Origin of the sequence: Streptomyces sp. NPDC048584 (assembly GCF_043199595.1) — a bacterium.
Taxonomy (GTDB): Bacteria; Actinomycetota; Actinomycetes; order Streptomycetales; family Streptomycetaceae; genus Streptomyces; species Streptomyces edwardsiae.
In genome coordinates this window covers 384,161-400,694 of record NZ_JBICWF010000007.1, presented here as the reverse complement: position 1 = coordinate 400,694, position 16,534 = coordinate 384,161, and the positions used below count along the sequence as shown (strand labels likewise).

The window sequence follows — 16,534 nt, the reverse complement described above, 5'->3', positions numbered from 1 at the left end:
GCCGCCCCACCCGCACACCACGGCCCGCGTGGGATGAGCACCGCCCACAGAAACGGGAACGCCTGACGAGCCACCGGCCGGCTCTTCCCCCTACGGCAGCGACCGCGCCCAGCTGCGAGGCCGTCCGCCGCCAGCTCGCCGGGGCCACCGCCCAGGCCCGCGCGGAAGGCGGGCGCACCAGAGCGTCAGCACGCCCGCCGGGCACCAGATGCCCACTGCGCCCCCGGGTGCCTTCTCTCCGGCTTCGGACCCCCGACGGGCTGCGGGCCACGCCCCGCGCTGTACGGGGGTCGGCGCGGGGCGTGGGCCATGCGGCTGTGAAGTCGGCCGCCTTCGTGCCCAGGGTGCTGGAGCCGTCGTCCGCGGTGCCCGGGACCGCGATGGGCCACAGGCCCGCCGGGCGACGAGTCGGCGTCGGCGTCGGCGCCGGTGACGGAGATGGTGTGGGTGCGAGGCGAGAGCGAACGCCCCCGATCAACGTCACGGCGGCCGGGCCGACACCGCCGGCCGATGATACGGACCATGACCTGGCTTGTCGGCTGCCGCCGACGCCACGAACGCCGGCCGCGTTCGCACCCTCGTCCGCCGTGATGCCGAGCGGTGACCGGCTATGCGCCGTATCCGCCGTCGATCCTCAGCACTGCGCCGGTGACGTAGGAGGCTTGCGGACTTGCGAGGAAGACGACCCCCGCGGCGATCTCCTCCGGCCTGCCGTACCGCCCCATCGCCGTTGTCGGAAGGAACGTGGATGCGGCCGGGCCGTCGGCGGGGTTCATCTCGGTGTCGATGAACCCGGACTGGATGACGTTGACCGTGATGTTCCGGTGCGCCAGATCACGGGCCGCGCCCCGGCTGTAGCCCTCGAGGGCCGACTTGGTGCCCGCGTAGTCGGTCATCCCGGGAAAACCCACCCGCGTTCCCACACCCGAGCTGATGCTGACGATTCGCCCGCCATCGGGCAGCAGCGGGAACGCCGCCCGGACAGCCGCCACCACACTGGTGTAGTTGATGGCGAGCTGACGGTCGAAGGCCGACTCGTCGGCGAGCTCGCTGTCGATCGGGGCAGCTACGGTAACGCCCGCGTTGTTGACCAGAATGTCCAACTGCCCGAAATGCTGGACCACGCTCTGGATCAGACCCGCCGCCTGCGTCGCATCCGCCTGGTCGGCCCGGAAGGCCGCCGCGCGCACTCCCTTCGCCTTCAGGTCGGCGACCACGGCCTCGGCCCGATCCGCCGAGGACGAGTAGCTGATCGCTACGTCGGCTCCTTCGTCGGCCAGCGCCAGCGCCGACGCCGCCCCGATTCCCCGCGACCCTCCGGTCACGATCGCCACCTTGTTGTCCAGCTTTCCCATGTGCTTACACATCCCTAGCGCGCCATGCGACGGAGTTCTTGACTGTGCGGTCCACAATATGGAGTGGTGGACCGAACGGTCAAGAACCCCTATCCTGTTCCGCATGGCACGTCCGCGAGCGTTCGACGAGAAGCAGGTGCTGAACGCCGTCCGCGAACAGTTCTGGGACGGCGGTTACGCCGCGACCTCGACGGAAGATCTGATGCGGGTCAGCGGGCTGGGCAAAGGGAGCCTCTACGCAGCGTTCGGCAGCAAGCGACAGCTCTTCCTCCGGGCACTGCACAGCTACACCGATGACGCCCACGGCCATCTCCGGAAGGCTCTCGCCGAGGCTCCACGGGCCGTGGACGCACTACGCATGCTTCTCGAGGCACCGATCGGCGAGGGCGCACGGCGCGGCTGCCTGATGGCCAACAGCACCTGCGAACTCGGCAACGCCGATCCCGAGGTCCTCCGCCACGCCCACCGCACCTACGAGACGTCCACCACGCTGATCGCCGACTGCGTCACCCGCGCGCAACGCGAGGGGGACGTGCCGGCCGGAGCGGATCCGATCACGCTGGCGCGGGCCCTCCTGGCCGCGCAACAAGGAATCGTGTTCATGAGCCGGACCGGACTGGACACGGCCACACTCACCTCCACGGCACGCTCACTCGCGGCTCAACTCCTGCCGGACCACTCCGGCGACTGAACCGACGAGACCGACGGACCGGGGCACCACCGTGCGTGCCCGTTGCCGGTCTGGCCGTCCGTCGTGGTCCCGCGGTGCGACGTCTTCCGAGGCCGGCTGGGGCGTTCGTCCTGCCCCGCATCGCCTTCGACCCGGCGGCGGCGGACCCAACTGTGGGCGACAGTGCGGGAATTGCTCCCTTCACGGGCGACGGGCCTGCACGCCCGGAGTCGTGCCGCGACGATCGCCGATCGACTTCGACACAGGCAGGCAAGGAGTCGCCCGCGTTGACGACCTGGTGCCCGAGTCGCGGCGCGAAGATGAAACCCCGCCCCCGCCCCACGAACGGGGTGTTCAGGCCCGCCCTCGTCCGTCGGCGATGACGGCGACGAGAGTGTCGACGAGCTCGTCGGCGGAGGTGCGCCACGTGCCGGTGTCGAAGTGGCCACTCAGTTCCGCGGCGATGATGCCGCTGACACCGGTGAAGAGCAGAGCCCCGTACCGGTGAAGGTCGCGTTCGTCGACGAGTTCGGAAACGATCGCGAGGAACTCCTCCTGCGTGCGGCAGGAGGCCTGGATCATCCTCCCGGGCTCTTCCCCGGCCGGAGGACCGAACATCTGCCGGTAGCGGTGAGGGTGGCGGCGGCCGATCGTGACGAGACTGGAGAGGGCGCCCCGGAGCCTGTCGGGAGGAGTGCCGCGCTGGGCCGCGATCTCGTCACCGAGACGCTCCCAGCCCTCTGCGGCAACGGCTGCGAGCAAGCTCTCCTTGTCGGCGAAGTGGCCATAGGGAGCGCCGCGGCTCACACCAGCCCGCGCTCCCACATCCCGCAGGGTCACCGCCTCGGGGCCGCCCTCGTCGAGCAGCTCGGCGGCCGCGTCGAGGAGGGCGCGGCGAGTGGAGGCGGCGGACTCGGCACGGCTGACCATGCCCACATATTACAGATGACATCGTCACGCCATTGGGTTGACGCTGTCACATGAAGGCCCTACCCTCACTCATATGACAGCGTCACACGAATGCGGGCGTGACGCTGCGCATCCCCCGCCCTCCGGCTTCCCATCGGGCTGCCGAGTACCTCCTCGCACTGCACGGAGTAGAACACCATGGATCTGCAACTCGCCGACAAGCGCGTGCTCGTGACCGGTGCCAGCAAGGGCATCGGCCTGGCGATCGTACGGGCCTTCCTTGCCGAAGGGGCATCGGTCGTCGCCGTGTCCCGGCGCAGCACACCCGAACTCGAGGAGACAGGAGCGACCTTCGTGGCGGCCGACCTGTCCGAGGCCGACGCACCCGACCGCGTGGTCGAAACGGCCCTCGCGGCTGATCCGCGCCTGGACATCCTGGTCAACAACGTCGGAGGGGGCGATCTGCCCGAAGGATCACTCGGCGACACCCTCGACGGCGGCGACGGCATCTGGCAGTACGCCCTGAATCTCAATTTCAGCACGCCCGTGCGGGTCACCCGCGCCGCACTGCCCGCGCTGGCCGTGGCCCGGGGCGCGATCGTCAACATCAGCTCCGACAGCGCCCGGCGTGTCGGGGCTCCCGGCAGCACGCCGATGCCGTACGCGGTGGCCAAGGCGGCGTTGACCAGGTTCTCCCGAGAGCTGGCCGAGCGGGTGGCCCCTCAAGGGATACGGGTCAACACCGTTTCGCCGGCCGCGACCAGGACCTACGCGATCGCGGGTCAGGACGGCTACATGTCCCAGGTGGCGCGGGCGATCGGCATCGACCACGCCGACGTGATGCGGAACCTTCCGACGGACCTCGGCATGCTCACCGGCAGCCTGATCGAACCGGACGAGATCGCCCGCGCCGTGCTGTTGCTGGCCTCCCCCACCATGCCCAGCACGACTGCGGGGAATTGGGGGATCGACGCCGGCTCCGTCAAGGTCGCGTAAGGCTTGGCTCAGGACACGGCCGGAGCCGGCGCACTCGCTCACAGGTGGAGATCCCTGTCCCGAGGCATCATCTTGGCCGGCGCGACGCGAGGGCACGAAGTCCTCGAGAGTGAGCCCTGACGGCGTCTGCCCGACATACGGCAAGGCGTACATCGGTGGGTTGGGTTCGCTGCGCCAACTCCCGGCCGGCGAGCCGAGGTCCACGGCGTCGAAACCGAGAACGTCCAGCAGTCCGGCCACTTCCTCCGCGTGGCCGTCACCGAAGCGGACTACGAGGTGGCCGAGGAGGTCACCGTAGGCGTGGGCCGCACAGCCCCCGTGCGCGCGGCGAACACCGCGCGCACGGGGGCTGTGCGGCCGGGCCGTCCCTGTCATGCCGCGCCGCCGGTGCCTGCTCACATCGTCGTCATTCGGATACGGGCCGAACCACTACCGCCAGGACCTCCATCCGCCCGCTGTGCTCGAATCGGAGCGTGAACGGCACCAGGTCTCCGACCTTCCACCGTGTCGTGGCCGGGACGGTCACGTCGCTGCTGAGGGGGGACATGTCGAGGGTGCCGCCGGCAGGGACGGACAGTGAGTCAACGGGCCAACGGGAGGCGGCTCCGCCCGCCGTCATCCGGTGGCTGCTGAAGGCGATGTCCTCGGCGATCTCGGACGAGGTCACCTCGACCAGCCGGTCCTGCGCACCGCCGGCGTTGGTGATCTTGAAGAACGCGGCAGTCTCCGGCACTCCCCGGGACGGGAGGAAGAGCCGTGCCTCGGTGACTCCGATGCGCGCGGGTGTGCCGGCGTTGCCCGTGGCGGTCCAGACCGCGAGGGCGCCCAGGGCCAGTACGCAGGCGCAGACCGGTGCCAGGGCGGCCAGGGCGGTGTCCGCGAGTCGGCGACGGGTGGGGACCCAGGCGGGGGATGTCATCGAGAGGTCTCTCCGCTCGGCTTCGGGTGGCAGGCAGGTGACACGGATCCGGAGCTCGGGCGGTTGGGCGTCACCGCGCGGCCCTGGCCGACGACGCGGACGGACGGCTGCGGGCCGGTGACGGCCGCCAGGCACGCAGCCGCAGGCTGTTGGCGACCACGAGCAGTGAGCTGACGGACATCGCGACGGCGGCCGGCATCGGGTCGAGCAGGCCGACCATGGCCAGGGGCACGGTCACGGCGTTGTAGCCGAAGGCCCACAGCAGGTTGACGCGGATCGTGGCCAGCGTGCTGCGGGAGAGGCGGACGGCGTCCACGAGGGCGTCGATGTCGCCGCGGACCAGCGTGACGTCGGCGGCTCCGATCGCCACGTCGGCGCCGGTGCTCATGGCGATGCCCAGGTCGGCCCCGGCCAGGGCCGCGGCATCATTGACGCCGTCGCCGACCATGGCGACCCGGTAGCCCTCTTCCCGTAGTCCGCGGACGAGCCGGGCCTTGTCCTCGGGAGTGCAGCGGGCGTGTACGTCGTCGATGCGCAGGGCGGTGGCGACGGCGCGGGCGGGTCCCGCACGGTCTCCGGTGGCCAGCACCGGCCGTACGCCCAGGCGCCGCAGCCGGTCCACGGCCCGGTAGCTGCCAGGCCGCAGCACGTCCGCGACCTCGATGAGCGCCTCGGGCACACCATCGACGCGGATCACGACGGGCGTGCGGGCGTCCGTTTCGGCGCCGGACAGTGCCTTCTCCAGGGGTGCCGACAGTTCGCCGTCCGGTGCCAGTACCTCCACAAGCCGTCCGTCGACATGCCCGCGCACGCCGCGTCCCGGCAGGGCAGAGAAGTCGGTCACCTCCGGCAGCGTCCCGCCCGGTGCGGTGCGTCGGGCGTAGGCCGCGACGGCCTGGCCCAGTGGGTGCTCGGAGCCCTGTTCGACCGCGCCCGCGAGCCTGATCGCCCGTTCCTCACCGATGCCGCCGGGTGTGGCCGTGACCCTGGCGACGCTCATGTGTCCGGAGGTCAGGGTGCCGGTCTTGTCGAGGACCACGGCGTCGATGTGCCGCAGTCCCTCCAGGGCCCGCGGGCCGCTGACCAGGACACCCAGTTGGGCGCCACGGCCGGTGGCGGCCATCAGGGCGGTCGGGGTGGCGAGGCCGAGGGCACAGGGGCAGGCCACGACCAGGACGGCCACGGAGGCGGTGACCGCGGCCTGTGGCTCGGCGCCGGCGCCGAGCCAGAAGCCGAGGACGGTGACGGCCAGGGTGAGCACGACCGGTACGAAGACGCCGGCGACCTTGTCGGCGAGGCGCTGTGCCCGCGCCTTGCCCGCCTGTGCCTCGGTGACCAGGTGGGTGATGCGGGCCAGTCGGGTGTCGGCGCCGACCGCGGTGGCCCGCACCGCCAGCAGGCCGCCCACGTTCACGGAACCGCCGGTCACGGCCGTGTCGGGACCGACCTCCGCCGGCTCGCTCTCCCCCGTGACCAGGGAGAGGTCGACGGCCGAACTGCCTTCGACGACCGTGCCGTCGGTGGCCACGCGTTCCCCGGGCCGTACGACGAAGATCTGGCCCACCCGGAGGTCCTCGACGGCGATCAACCGCTCGCCCACGCCATCGCGTACGGCGACCTCCTTGGCGGCCGACTCCGCCAGTGAGCCCAGGGCCGCTCCGGTGCCGCGCCGGGCCCTCGCCTCCAGGTACCGGCCCGCCAGGACGAACAGAGGGACGCCGACGGCGGCCTCCAGGTAGATGTGGGCGACGCCGTCCGGCGCCGTCGGCAGCAGGCTGAAGGGCATCCGCATGCCCGGGTCGCCGGCGCCGCCGAGGAACAGCGCGTAGGAGGACCAGGCGAAGGAGGCCACGACGCCCAGCGACACCAGGGTGTCCATGGTCGAGGTGGAGTGCCGCAGGGCCCGCGCCGCCCGCTGGTGGAAGGGCCGGGCGCTCCAGACCACGACAGGCGCGGCGAGTACGAAGCACAGCCACTGCCAGTTGCGGAACTGCCAGGCGGGCACCATCGACAGAACCAGCACGGGGACGGCGAGCAGGGCGGTGACCGTCAGCCGATGGCGTTCCTGCTCCGCCTCCGTCCCCTCGTCGTCACCGTCCTGGCGGCGTCGCGCCTCAGGCGGTTCCGGCAGCGCGGCGGTGTATCCGGCCTGCTCGACGACGGCGACGAGGTGCTTCGGAAGCACCTCGGGCGGATGGTGCACGCGGGCCCGTCCGGTGGCCAGGTTCACGCTCGCGGTGACGCCGTCCAGTCTGGCCAGCTTCCTCTCGACCCGCTGCACGCAGGCCGCACAGGTCATGCCGCCGACCGTCAGATCGGTCACCTCCTGCACGGATGCCGGTCCGCCGGGCATCAGTGTCCGCTCCCGTGGTTCATGCCGCCCATGTCGTCGTCCACCGTGTCCGTGCCGCCGCCCCCGGGTCCCTCCTGGGTGATCCCGGGACCGTGCATCCCGGGCGCGACGGGGCCGGCGCTCCGGCCTGCCGCGTAGGAGACGGAGAACACCAGCACCAGCAGCACGAGGAACCCGAACAGCGCGGGAGGGGGGAGGAGTCGACGCAGCAGGCCGGCCGTCGCGCCGAAAGTGGGTTGCCATGTCTGCGCCATCTGCCGACTCTCCCGATCACGTCTCACGTCGTACGGCTTCCGCTGGACCGAGCCGTACCCGTACAGGAGTCGGGGCCGCGGGCGCTCGAGTTCCTCCGGTTGGATGTGACGCCTGTCACCGGGGAGTCCGGGAGAGTCTCTGTGGGACCGTCGCGAGGGCCGAGCGGATGCCCTCGCGCCGACCAAGTGTGCCGGGCGGTCGACCGGATCCCCCGAGAGAGCCGGCAGTGGAGCCACAGCGGGGTGGCCGGTGGCGGTGGGCGCCCGCAGTGCCCCATCGGAAGAACGCGGCTGGAGTCCGATACCTGTCGCTCGACTGCCGGGAGGCCGGGGACGACGGACTCCGGGTGCTCGGCGGGCGGCCGTGGTGCGCGTTCATGAGTCCGCTCACGGTGTCGCTGATCGGCGGCAACCGCAACGACGTCACTCAGCTCGCGCCTTTGCTGGACATGGTCCCGACAGTCGCCGGGGCCGGCAGGCACCGACGCCGCCCGGACATGCTTGCACCGCGGCCCAGGCGACCGACAGAGCCGCGAATCACGAAACCGTACTGGAGTACCTGGCGGCCGTACGTGCCTCGAGAGCCACCAACTGACGGTCGTGCGTCCTGCTGAGCAGCAGCAGCGACAGTACCGCGCCGATCAGCGCGCAGAACATGTCCCACTGGGTGTCCCAGACATCGCCCTGAGTGGCGAGGAAGGCGTCCGCGCTGTGTCCGCCGATCTCGGCAGCGGCCCACTCCAACAGTTCGAAGGAGGCGCTGAAGGCGAGGCAGGCGCACACACTGAGGGGGGCCAGCCAGCCGCTGCCACGCAGCGGCGAGGTGCGGCTGAGCAGTTCGCGTACGAGGACGGCCGGTACGAAGCCCTGCACCAGGTGCCCGAACCGGTCGTACGGGTTGCGGGACAGACCGAAGGCGTCGCGTGCCCAGTCGCCGACCGGCACCTGCGCGTACGTGTAGTGGCCGCCGACCACGAGGACCAGCGCGTGCGCGGCCAACAACCCGCACAACAGCCCAGTCAGCGGGAAGCGCCGCCAGACCAGCACCACCAGGGGCAGCCCGATCAGCACCCAGACCGTCTCCAAGAGCCAGGTCGTGCGGTCGTGCACGTCCCACGCCGAGACGGCGAGGCCCACGGCAGCCACGCCGGCGAACAGGGCGGGCGGCACGCGACGCGGCTCGGTGTGCGGGGCGGGGGGCAGGGCCGTCATGGGGTCTCCTTGAGGCGGGAGTCGACGGCCCCATCGTGATGCCGGCCAGCGGGCGTGGACATGAGTACAGCTACTCAGCCCACGCTGAGGATCTCCGCTGCCCGGACGGTGCTTGGGGCAATTGTGCAGTACGTAGTCGCTGTCTGCGGATCAGGTGGCGGTGGGCCAGCTGCGCAGCAGGGTGGAAATCCTCCCAGCGGTGCACGTCGGGTCGAGGAGCAAATCCTTGAGGGCGTTGGCGTCCTCGCGGGCGGGTTTGACGGTGATCCCGGCGGCCTCGAGGTACATGACGCCGGTGGCGGCGGCAACGGCCATGTTGGAGCGCTCCAGCCAGCGGCAGCGGCCCAGTGTGTGCACCAGGGCGGCGGCCTTGGCGTAAGGGCCGTCGTAGACGGGCTGCTCGAACAGTTCGGCCCGGTGGCGTTCGACCGCCGAGACCGGGACGCCGTAGTCGTCGGGGGCCGGATCGTTCACGCCGGCGGCCTCGGCGACCCGCAGGATCCAGGGGACGTCGATGTGCAGGTCCATCAGGCGGCGTGCGCTCCCCGAGCCGTTTCCGTTCGCTGGGCGTCTTCGGCCGAATCGAAGATCGCCTGGTGCTCCGCGAGGAAGCGGGCGGCGGCGTCCACCGCTCGGGCGCGCAGGCCGCTGGTGTCGTCCTGCACCAGGCGGGCGAGGTAGTCCCCGACGCTCAGTCCCAGGTCGGCGGCGCGCTTCTTCGCGAGTTCCGCGACGTCTTCGTCCACGCGCGCACCCAGTTGTGTCTTTGCCATGACCCCATGGTAACAGATGTTACCCGACGCGGGCGAGCCCGCTGCTTCACGGGTACCGCACCCCACGGGACGCGATCCCCGCCATGCGCCTCGCACTCCCCCGCGAGGAAAGGGGGGTGAAGGAACCCCGACCCCGCTTCCGCGGGCGGTCTTCGTCACCGAAAGGAGATGGAGAACGTTCGGTATTGACAGTGCGCGGCGCAACGTCGACACTCGTGGAAGACAGAACGTTCTCTCTCGCATCTGTGGGCTCCACCTCGACGCCCCCCGCGAGCCCACTCGCCGCAGGAACCGGGCGAGTGGGGGACTTACCAACTCACTTCCCTATAAAGGACACACGATGACTGACACCATTTACGCGGGGATCGCGACCTCCACCGGCGACGGCAGGGCCGGAGGCCGCGTCCAGACCGATGACGGCCTGCTCGACCTCTCGCTGGCGATCCCGAAGGAGATGGGTGGCCCCGGCGGGGCGACCAACCCCGAGCAGCTGTTCGCCGCGGGCTGGGCCGCCTGCTTCCACTCGGCCCTCAAGGCTGTGGCGGCCCAGCAGAAGACGACTCTCGCCTCTTCCACCGTCGTCGCCGAGATCGGGGTGCAGCGGACGCCGGAGGGCGGGTTCGGCCTCAGCGCCACGCTGCGCATCGAACTGTCGGACATCGAGCAGTCGGCGGCGGACAAGCTCGTCGAGGCAGCCCACGCAATGTGCCCCTACTCCAACGCCACGCGCGGCAACATCCCCGTCGTCTTCGAGGTCAAGGCGGTCTGAGGCCGGCAGTCGGTCCGAGGATTCCTCTCGTCCTGGTGGAGAGGTGATCGTCGCCCACTGGGATCGGTGCGCCGACTGACCCTGCAGCGCGTGGCCGGAACTCACCGGACACCGCTCAGGGTTCAGTCGGAACACCCGAACACGCACCGCGGTGACACCAGGGACTGCGGCGCCCGTCACCAAGTGCCAGGCCGCGATCGACGGTGTCCCGGCCACCGAAACGGATCAGCAAGCAGCCGCCCGCGCGTCACCCGGCGGGCGAACTCACGTGCTCGCCTCAGCCGGGCCGCAGGAAATATGCCGGGGCCGAATACCCAACAGCGCTCCCACGCCTGCCGCGAGACACCCGGAGAGAACGCCGACGCGAGTCGTGCGAGACCGGCGATGAGTGTGCGGAGCCGCCCGGATTGGACAAACCTTTATCGCTGTCGGATACACATCGCCGGTGGACCGGCCGATGTTGACATGCTCCAGCGGGTCCAACTGATCGAGCCGCCTGCCGTGGCGCACCTCACGGCAGGCGGCTGCGACGGCCGAGCCCTCTGGCCGTCACAGCCGTCCGAGGTCGCGACGGGCGAGCACCGTGCCCCGCCACCCCGCTCGCACACACCGACCACACAGCCCCCGAAGCCCCCGGACGACACCCGGCCTCGCCCAGCCCGACAGGGACCTCTGGCTCTGCCGGGAAAAGCGCGCATCAGGTCGGCCACCATGGCCTACAGGGCCGGGACCGAGGCGGCTATCACCGACCGGGCTGTCGAGACCTTCGGCGGCTCCATGCGTGTGGACTCGCTCGACAGAAGCGCCGCCCACGTAGTGCAGCCGTTCTCACTCACTCCCCAGGCGTCCGCGAGTGTGGCGACGATCATGAGCCCTCGCCCTCCCGGGTCGTCGTGCCGCGCGCTGCGGACCCGAGCCGGCGCCGGGTTGCAATCGGACACCTCTATCTTGACCGTGCCCGCTGCCTCAGCGATGCTCAGCGCAATCCGGCCGTGGCCGTGTTCTATCGCGTTGGTCACCAGTTCGGACACGACCAGCTGAACGTCGTCGACCAGCGAGCCGCTCATGCCCCACAGTCGCAGAACGGCGGCACAAGCGTGTCGAGCATGTGAGACCCGAACGGGGTCCGGGTCGATAACGGCCTCGAAACGGCACTGTGCTTGACTGAGGACCGTGGGGGGCGACATTACGGATCCTTCCGCTACTGAGGTCGCCGACATGCCATCTCCAGTACCCAGACCCACATACGGCCACTTCCAGAAATGTGTGGAACGCTCACTATACAACAGGAGTAAAGGGCCGCACCACCGAGCCGTCGTCCGCATGTGCCGTGCTGCCGCATCCGCACGGCAGTCCGGGCTCGGCGGAGGGAGCGACCTCACCGCATGTCATGGCGTTCGGCACCCTGGTGAACTCGCCGCTCAGGTTCCGGCTCCCACAGCGGATGCTCCTGTTTCGCCCAGTTCCTGCTGACCCATCCGGTCCGCATACCGCGACGGGCCTCGGGGTCCGCCATGGCCATGCCGACATGACCGGCGAGAACGATGCCGAGGGTCAGCGCCAGCCAGTCGTGGATGAACGTGGCAGCCGTGCGCCACTCCAGCGGGACGATCTGCGTCCACCACATCATCAGCCCGGTACCGAGCATGATGAGCGTGGCGCCGGCGGCCCAGGCGGCATAGATCTTCTGACCGGCGTTGAACTTGTGCGCCGGACGGGACCCCGGCCGCCTGTCCCGCCGCAGAGCGGCGGCCAGCCAACGGCGGTCGTGCGGCCCGAAGCGGTTCAGCAGGCTCAGGTCGGCACGGAAGGCTCGGGAGCCCAGGGCGACCAGGACCGGGACCGGCAGCGCGATGCCGGACCACTCATGCACGGTGACCACCAGGGCGCGGCGGCCGACGAGCTGAGCGAGCACAGGAAGGTACAGCGCGGCCGCGGTGAGTACGCACACGCCCATGAGTACAGCCGTCGCACGGTGAGCCCAACGCTCGGCCCTGCTGAATCGCCGCAGGCTTCCCCGCTCCCGCGCGGGATCATGTCGTAGGCTCATCGGCCCGTCCGTTCGAGCGGCCCACCCAGGCGTCGATGTCGTACCCGCGCTCTTCCCAATAGCCGGGCTGGACGTCCTCCGTGACGGTGATACCGGAGAGCCACTTCGCGGATTTGTAGAAGTACATGGGCGCCACATACAGGCGGACCGGTCCGCCGTGGGCGTGCCCCAGGTCCTTGTCCTGCATGCGCAGAGCGACCAGCACATCCGCCCGGCGCGCCTGCTCCATGGTCAGGCTCTCCGAGTACTCGCCGTCGAAGCAGGTGAAGCGCACCGCCTTGCCCGACGGTTGCACCCCTGCCGCGTCCAGCAAATGGGACAGGCGCACCCCTTCGAGCGGAGTGCCGGGAACACGCCAGCCGGTGACGCACTGGATGTCGCGCACCATACGCGTCTGCGGCATGGCCCTGAGGTCGCCCAGGGTGTACGTCGCCGGGCTGTCGACGAGACCGTCCACAGAGAGTCGGTAGGTCTCGGCGTTCCTGCGCGGGACGGACGAAGTGACCGAGTAGTACCGGAAGCCTCCGCCGTTCGGAAGCAGTCCGGTCAGACCGGTGGGATCCACATCGGAGGCAACACCCAGGAAACTCTCCAGGCCGCTCTGCAGTTTGGGCGCGGCCACGACGCCCAACGCCCCGAGCCCTAGGGTGCCCAGGAAGACGCGCCGCCCCACAGGAGCGCCCCGCCTCTCGGGTAGTTCAGAGTTCACGGACTCATCTCCTCTGGGTTCGGCGGACAGCCGCCGGTCCTGGTCCATGTCGGTGCGTCCGCACGCGCGTCTGCGTCCGACCGGGTCGCCTGACGTGATCCTCGCTGAGAGCGGCCATCGGCCATCACTCGACCAGACAGAACATTCGTTCCCGTAAGGATGGCAAGGGCATCCATGAAGTGTCAAGACAGAACGTTCGGTTCGTAGTTCCGTGCCGTGCCAGGCGCTGTGCAGTCCCACTCCCCGACTCCGGCGAACACCACGATGCGCACGCACCGCTGCTCCGTCCGTCGCGAAGCGGCGGTGACCGCCCCTGGCTGCACGGCCGTGGTCGCCACGGACAGCCATCGAGTTCCCGGAGGGGCGAGCAGCGGGCGCACCGAGCGGAGCGCGGTTCGTTCCCAGTGGATCTGGAGCGGCCGGGAACCGGCCGCGTGGTGTTTCCGACCAGTGGACAGGGTGACGAGGTTCACCGCTGCAGTGAGCACATCCGGGAGAAGACTTGATGCGTACTCGTACGTGGGGCGGAGCGGCGGCCGTGGCGGTGGCCGGTCTGCTGGCTGTGGGTTGCGCCGGTGGGCAGAAGGACGCCGCGGAGAAGGGCGCGGGCGGGGCGGCCTCCGGCTATCCGGTGTCCGTCACCGATTGCGCGGGGGCCAAGACCACCTTCGACAGCGTCCCAAGGAAGATCGTCACAAGCAACGCCGCCAGCCTGGAGCTGCTCCTGCGCCTCGGTGTCGGTGACCGGGTCATCGGTACGGGTTTCCCGCCCGGCAAGGGCACCTTGCCGGCCGGCCTCGACGCGGAGGCCCAGAAGGTGAAGGTGCTCAGCAAGGGGGCGATCCCCAAGGAGAAGCTGCTCGCCTCCGGCGCCGACCTGTACCTCGACACCTTCGGCGCGATGAGGATGAACGGCGCCGGGGACGCCCCGACCGCGAAGGAGTACGAGGCCGCCGGGATCAGGCACATCTATCTCAAGTCCACCGCCTGCGCCGCGACCGGCGAGGGCCCGGTCACCGACTTGTCCGAGGTCGAGGCCGACATCATCTCCCTCGGAGCGGTCACCGGGACGAGCACGAGGGCCGAGGAACTCGTCGCGGGCATGAGGCAGAAGGTGGCCACGGTGCAGAGGGCTGTCGGCGGTACGGCGCCGAGCGACCGTCCGACGTACTTCTTCTTCGACTACGACGCCGGCACCCAGCAGCCGGTCGTCGTCTGCAACCGCCAGGTCGCCAACGCCGTGATCACCCTGGCCGGTGCCCGAAACATCTTCGACTGCGACGGCACCACCCAACGGGTCGGCTGGGAGGACGTGATCTCCAGGAACCCGGACTGGATCCAGCTCGGAATCCGCAACCAGGGCAGCCGGGCGGCGAACGACAGGGCGTTCGACGAGGCGGAGAAGTGGCTGAGGTCGAACGCCGCCACCAAGGGCCTGAAGGCCGTCCAGGAAGGTCACCTCCTGCGCATCGGTTCCGAGAGGACCACCATCGCGGGCGTCACGAACGCCGACGCGGTCGAGATCATCGCCAAGACCCTCCACCCGGAAAGGGTCCGCTGACCGTGGCCGCGACCGCGACACGACGCGAGAACACCACGGCCGGGCAGCCCCGCGGCACCCTGCCGGCCGCCCCGACGGCAGTCGTCCTCGGCGTAGCGCTGCTGGCCGCGCTGACCGCCGCGGTGGCCTGGGGCTCGACCACCATTCCACCCGGCGAGGTGTGGGGCGTGGTGTGGCGACGGCTGTCCGGCGAGCCGGCGCGCCCCGGCACCAACGACCTCATCGTGTGGCAACTGCGTGCCCCCCGCGCCCTGCTGGCCGCCCTCGTCGGCGCCGGCCTCGGTCTGGTCGGTACGGCGGTGCAGGCGCTGGTCCGCAACCCGCTGGCCGACCCCTACCTGCTGGGCATCTCCAGCGGCGCCTCCCTCGGTGCGGTCGCGGCGATCGTGCTCGGCCTCGGCGCGGGGAGCGCGCTGGGGCTGGGCCTGTCCGGTGCCGCCTTCGTCGGCGCGCTGGCGACTTTCGCCCTGGTATGGGCGGTCGCCCGGCGCGGCGGGGGCTTCGCACCCCTGCGGCTCGTGCTGGCGGGGGTGGCCATCGGGCAGTTCCTGTCCGGGTTCACCAGTTATCTGGTCTTGCAGGCCGGGGACGAGCAGCAGACCCAGGGTGTGCTGTTCTGGCTCATGGGCAGCCTCGGCGGAGCCAACTGGGAGCTGCTGGCGGTACCCGCGGTGGCCGTGGTCGCCGCCGGGTTGTGGCTGCAGGCTCGGGCCCGCGGTCTCAACGCCCTGCTGCTGGGTGACGAGACAGCCGCAGGCGTCGGGATCGACGTGACGCGGCTGCGGCGCGAGCTGTTCACGGTGACCAGCATGCTGACCGGGGTCCTGGTCGCGGTATCCGGTGCGATCGCCTTCGTCGCGCTGATGGTGCCGCACATCTGCCGCCTGGTGCTCGGCGGAGACCACCGTCGGCTGCTGCCCCTCTCCGCACTGTTCGGGGCACTGCTGCTGGTCGTGGTCGACATTCTCTGTCGTACGGCCATGGACACCCAGGAGTTGCCGATCAGTGTGGTCACCTCGCTGATCGGGGCTCCGACCCTGCTTTACCTGCTGGACAGGCGTCTGGGGAGTGACAGTTGAGGATCGAGGTCGAGGATCTGCACGTCGCCTACGCGGGCCGTACGGTCGTGGCCGGTGCCCGACTGATAGCGGCCGCGGGCGAGATCACGGGTCTGATCGGGCCCAACGGCAGCGGCAAGTCCACGCTGCTGCGTACCGTCTACCGTCATCTGAGACCGGTGGAAGGGCGGGTACTGCTGGACGGGACCGACATCCTGACGATGGCGCCGAGCCGGTCGGCTCGGCACATCGCCGCGCTTCCACAGGAACGGGGCAGCGACTTCGAGCTGACCGTGCGTGAGGTCGTCGCCATGGGCCGTACACCCTACAAACGGGCCTTCGCCGGCGAGGACGCCACCGACCGGGACATCGTCGCGCGGGCCCTTCGCGACGTCGGCATGGACGGTCACGCCGGACGCCGCTTCACGGCGCTGTCCGGTGGCGAACGTCAACGCGTACTTCTCGCACGGGCGTTCACCCAGGACCCGGATGTCCTCGTGTTGGACGAACCCACCAACCACCTCGACATCCGCCATCAAGTCGAACTCCTCGCCCTGCTGCGCGCCGGGCGCCGGACGACCCTGGTCTCGCTGCACGACCTCAACGCGGCCGCTTCCGTCTGCGACCGACTGCACGTGCTGCATGCCGGTGCGGTGGTCGCCTCCGGTCCGCCGCGCGAGGTCCTCACACCCCCGTTGCTGGCCGATGTCTTCGGCGTACGAGCCGCAGTGGTCGACCACCCCCTCACCGGTGACCCGCTCATCGCCATCGACCATCGTGCTCCGGCGGACGACGAGACGGAAAAAACGGCAGGAATGGCCGGGACACCGACGACGCACTCCGGCCGGCCGCACCTCGTGGATGGCCCGAGCGGGTGATGGTGGAGCGGTCACCCGAACGACGACGGGCCGGCCCGGTTGTCGTGGGGCAAGCCTTTGCCGACACG

Annotated in this window: 17 protein-coding genes and 1 pseudogene; 7 read left to right on the top strand and 11 right to left on the bottom strand. The window is 70.3% G+C overall.

Annotated elements, in window-relative coordinates; translation table 11 throughout:
- Window positions 1–608: 608 nt before the first annotated feature.
- Window positions 609–1,334: an SDR family NAD(P)-dependent oxidoreductase gene (locus tag ACGFR9_RS18530; protein WP_393209470.1), complete on the bottom strand. Its 726-nt coding sequence runs from the start codon at window positions 1,332–1,334 to the stop codon at window positions 609–611.
- Between the two features lie 124 nt (window positions 1,335–1,458).
- On the opposite strand from ACGFR9_RS18530, the gene ACGFR9_RS18525 reads away from it, so the two are divergent.
- Window positions 1,459–2,046, top strand: a complete 588-nt coding sequence (locus ACGFR9_RS18525; RefSeq protein WP_393209467.1) for a TetR/AcrR family transcriptional regulator — start codon at window positions 1,459–1,461, stop codon at window positions 2,044–2,046.
- Window positions 2,047–2,379: 333 nt separating this feature from the next.
- Here the strand turns inward: ACGFR9_RS18525 and ACGFR9_RS18520 are convergent, their stop codons facing one another.
- Window positions 2,380–2,955: a TetR/AcrR family transcriptional regulator gene (locus ACGFR9_RS18520; protein ID WP_393209464.1), complete on the bottom strand. Its 576-nt coding sequence runs from the start codon at window positions 2,953–2,955 to the stop codon at window positions 2,380–2,382.
- A gap of 177 nt (window positions 2,956–3,132) precedes the next feature.
- On the opposite strand from ACGFR9_RS18520, the gene ACGFR9_RS18515 reads away from it, so the two are divergent.
- Window positions 3,133–3,930 (top strand): SDR family oxidoreductase, encoded by a 798-nt coding sequence (locus tag ACGFR9_RS18515; protein WP_393209461.1) that lies wholly within the window; start codon window positions 3,133–3,135, stop codon window positions 3,928–3,930.
- Window positions 3,931–4,336: 406 nt separating this feature from the next.
- Here the strand turns inward: ACGFR9_RS18515 and ACGFR9_RS18510 are convergent, their stop codons facing one another.
- The 3 genes from ACGFR9_RS18510 to ACGFR9_RS18500 form a co-directional block, all read right to left on the bottom strand.
- Entirely contained in the window at window positions 4,337–4,849 is a 513-nt protein-coding gene (locus ACGFR9_RS18510) for a copper chaperone PCu(A)C (RefSeq protein WP_393209458.1), read from the bottom strand.
- A 70-nt stretch (window positions 4,850–4,919) separates the two neighbouring features.
- Window positions 4,920–7,202: a heavy metal translocating P-type ATPase gene (locus ACGFR9_RS18505; RefSeq protein ID WP_393209456.1), complete on the bottom strand. Its 2,283-nt coding sequence runs from the start codon at window positions 7,200–7,202 to the stop codon at window positions 4,920–4,922.
- Entirely contained in the window at window positions 7,202–7,456 is a 255-nt protein-coding gene (locus ACGFR9_RS18500; RefSeq protein ID WP_393209453.1) for a hypothetical protein, read from the bottom strand. The genes ACGFR9_RS18505 and ACGFR9_RS18500 overlap by 1 nt, the downstream gene beginning before the upstream one ends.
- Before the next feature lie 383 nt (window positions 7,457–7,839).
- Here ACGFR9_RS18500 and ACGFR9_RS18495 point away from each other — a divergent pair.
- Window positions 7,840–7,950, top strand: a pseudogene (locus tag ACGFR9_RS18495) (IS5/IS1182 family transposase); the annotation flags it as partial.
- A gap of 43 nt (window positions 7,951–7,993) precedes the next feature.
- Here the strand turns inward: ACGFR9_RS18495 and ACGFR9_RS18490 are convergent.
- The 3 genes from ACGFR9_RS18490 to ACGFR9_RS18480 all read right to left on the bottom strand — a co-directional run bounded on the left by ACGFR9_RS18490 (window position 7,994) and on the right by ACGFR9_RS18480 (window position 9,441).
- Window positions 7,994–8,668: a DUF2238 domain-containing protein gene (locus tag ACGFR9_RS18490; RefSeq protein ID WP_393209450.1), complete on the bottom strand. Its 675-nt coding sequence runs from the start codon at window positions 8,666–8,668 to the stop codon at window positions 7,994–7,996.
- Between the two features lie 150 nt (window positions 8,669–8,818).
- Complete coding sequence (locus tag ACGFR9_RS18485) at window positions 8,819–9,196, bottom strand: fic family toxin-antitoxin system, toxin component (protein ID WP_393209447.1); 378 nt, start codon at window positions 9,194–9,196, stop codon at window positions 8,819–8,821.
- Window positions 9,196–9,441, bottom strand: coding sequence for a hypothetical protein (locus ACGFR9_RS18480; RefSeq protein WP_311641161.1), 246 nt, complete (start codon window positions 9,439–9,441; stop codon window positions 9,196–9,198). The genes ACGFR9_RS18485 and ACGFR9_RS18480 overlap by 1 nt, the downstream gene beginning before the upstream one ends.
- A gap of 340 nt (window positions 9,442–9,781) precedes the next feature.
- Between ACGFR9_RS18480 and ACGFR9_RS18475 the strand changes: the two genes are divergently transcribed.
- Window positions 9,782–10,210 (top strand): organic hydroperoxide resistance protein, encoded by a 429-nt coding sequence (locus ACGFR9_RS18475; protein ID WP_393209443.1) that lies wholly within the window; start codon window positions 9,782–9,784, stop codon window positions 10,208–10,210.
- 716 nt (window positions 10,211–10,926) lie between these two features.
- Here ACGFR9_RS18475 and ACGFR9_RS18470 read toward each other — a convergent pair.
- The 3 genes from ACGFR9_RS18470 to ACGFR9_RS18460 form a co-directional block, all read right to left on the bottom strand.
- Window positions 10,927–11,397, bottom strand: coding sequence for an ATP-binding protein (locus tag ACGFR9_RS18470; protein WP_393209440.1), 471 nt, complete (start codon window positions 11,395–11,397; stop codon window positions 10,927–10,929).
- 191 nt (window positions 11,398–11,588) lie between these two features.
- Window positions 11,589–12,260: a cytochrome b/b6 domain-containing protein gene (locus ACGFR9_RS18465; protein ID WP_393209437.1), complete on the bottom strand. Its 672-nt coding sequence runs from the start codon at window positions 12,258–12,260 to the stop codon at window positions 11,589–11,591.
- Entirely contained in the window at window positions 12,244–12,969 is a 726-nt protein-coding gene (locus tag ACGFR9_RS18460) for a molybdopterin-dependent oxidoreductase (protein ID WP_393209434.1), read from the bottom strand. Before ACGFR9_RS18460 ends, ACGFR9_RS18465 begins: the two co-directional genes overlap by 17 nt.
- Window positions 12,970–13,474: 505 nt before the next feature.
- On the opposite strand from ACGFR9_RS18460, the gene ACGFR9_RS18455 reads away from it, so the two are divergent.
- The 3 genes from ACGFR9_RS18455 to ACGFR9_RS18445 are packed head-to-tail and all read left to right on the top strand — an operon-like array spanning window position 13,475 to window position 16,466.
- On the top strand, window positions 13,475–14,530 hold the full coding sequence (locus ACGFR9_RS18455) for an ABC transporter substrate-binding protein (protein ID WP_393209431.1): 1,056 nt from the start codon (window positions 13,475–13,477) through the stop codon (window positions 14,528–14,530).
- A gap of 2 nt (window positions 14,531–14,532) precedes the next feature.
- Complete coding sequence (locus tag ACGFR9_RS18450; protein WP_393209428.1) at window positions 14,533–15,609, top strand: FecCD family ABC transporter permease; 1,077 nt, start codon at window positions 14,533–14,535, stop codon at window positions 15,607–15,609.
- Window positions 15,606–16,466, top strand: a complete 861-nt coding sequence (locus ACGFR9_RS18445; RefSeq protein WP_393209425.1) for an ABC transporter ATP-binding protein — start codon at window positions 15,606–15,608, stop codon at window positions 16,464–16,466. Before ACGFR9_RS18450 ends, ACGFR9_RS18445 begins: the two co-directional genes overlap by 4 nt.
- The last annotated feature ends 68 nt before the right edge of the window (window positions 16,467–16,534 follow it).

Excerpts from the sequence above, each read along its gene's own strand:
- ACGFR9_RS18525 (WP_393209467.1), top strand. The coding sequence starts at position 1,459 with ATGGCACGTCCGCGAGCGTTCGACGAGAAGCAGGTGCTGAACGCCGTC.
- ACGFR9_RS18520 (WP_393209464.1), bottom strand. The coding sequence starts at position 2,955 with ATGGTCAGCCGTGCCGAGTCCGCCGCCTCCACTCGCCGCGCCCTCCTC.
- ACGFR9_RS18515 (WP_393209461.1), top strand. The coding sequence starts at position 3,133 with ATGGATCTGCAACTCGCCGACAAGCGCGTGCTCGTGACCGGTGCCAGC.
- ACGFR9_RS18510 (WP_393209458.1), bottom strand. The coding sequence starts at position 4,849 with ATGACATCCCCCGCCTGGGTCCCCACCCGTCGCCGACTCGCGGACACC.
- ACGFR9_RS18505 (WP_393209456.1), bottom strand. The coding sequence starts at position 7,202 with ATGCCCGGCGGACCGGCATCCGTGCAGGAGGTGACCGATCTGACGGTC.
- ACGFR9_RS18500 (WP_393209453.1), bottom strand. The coding sequence starts at position 7,456 with ATGGCGCAGACATGGCAACCCACTTTCGGCGCGACGGCCGGCCTGCTG.
- ACGFR9_RS18490 (WP_393209450.1), bottom strand. The coding sequence starts at position 8,668 with ATGACGGCCCTGCCCCCCGCCCCGCACACCGAGCCGCGTCGCGTGCCG.
- ACGFR9_RS18485 (WP_393209447.1), bottom strand. The coding sequence starts at position 9,196 with ATGGACCTGCACATCGACGTCCCCTGGATCCTGCGGGTCGCCGAGGCC.
- ACGFR9_RS18480 (WP_311641161.1), bottom strand. The coding sequence starts at position 9,441 with ATGGCAAAGACACAACTGGGTGCGCGCGTGGACGAAGACGTCGCGGAA.
- ACGFR9_RS18475 (WP_393209443.1), top strand. The coding sequence starts at position 9,782 with ATGACTGACACCATTTACGCGGGGATCGCGACCTCCACCGGCGACGGC.
- ACGFR9_RS18470 (WP_393209440.1), bottom strand. The coding sequence starts at position 11,397 with ATGTCGCCCCCCACGGTCCTCAGTCAAGCACAGTGCCGTTTCGAGGCC.
- ACGFR9_RS18465 (WP_393209437.1), bottom strand. The coding sequence starts at position 12,260 with ATGAGCCTACGACATGATCCCGCGCGGGAGCGGGGAAGCCTGCGGCGA.
- ACGFR9_RS18455 (WP_393209431.1), top strand. The coding sequence starts at position 13,475 with ATGCGTACTCGTACGTGGGGCGGAGCGGCGGCCGTGGCGGTGGCCGGT.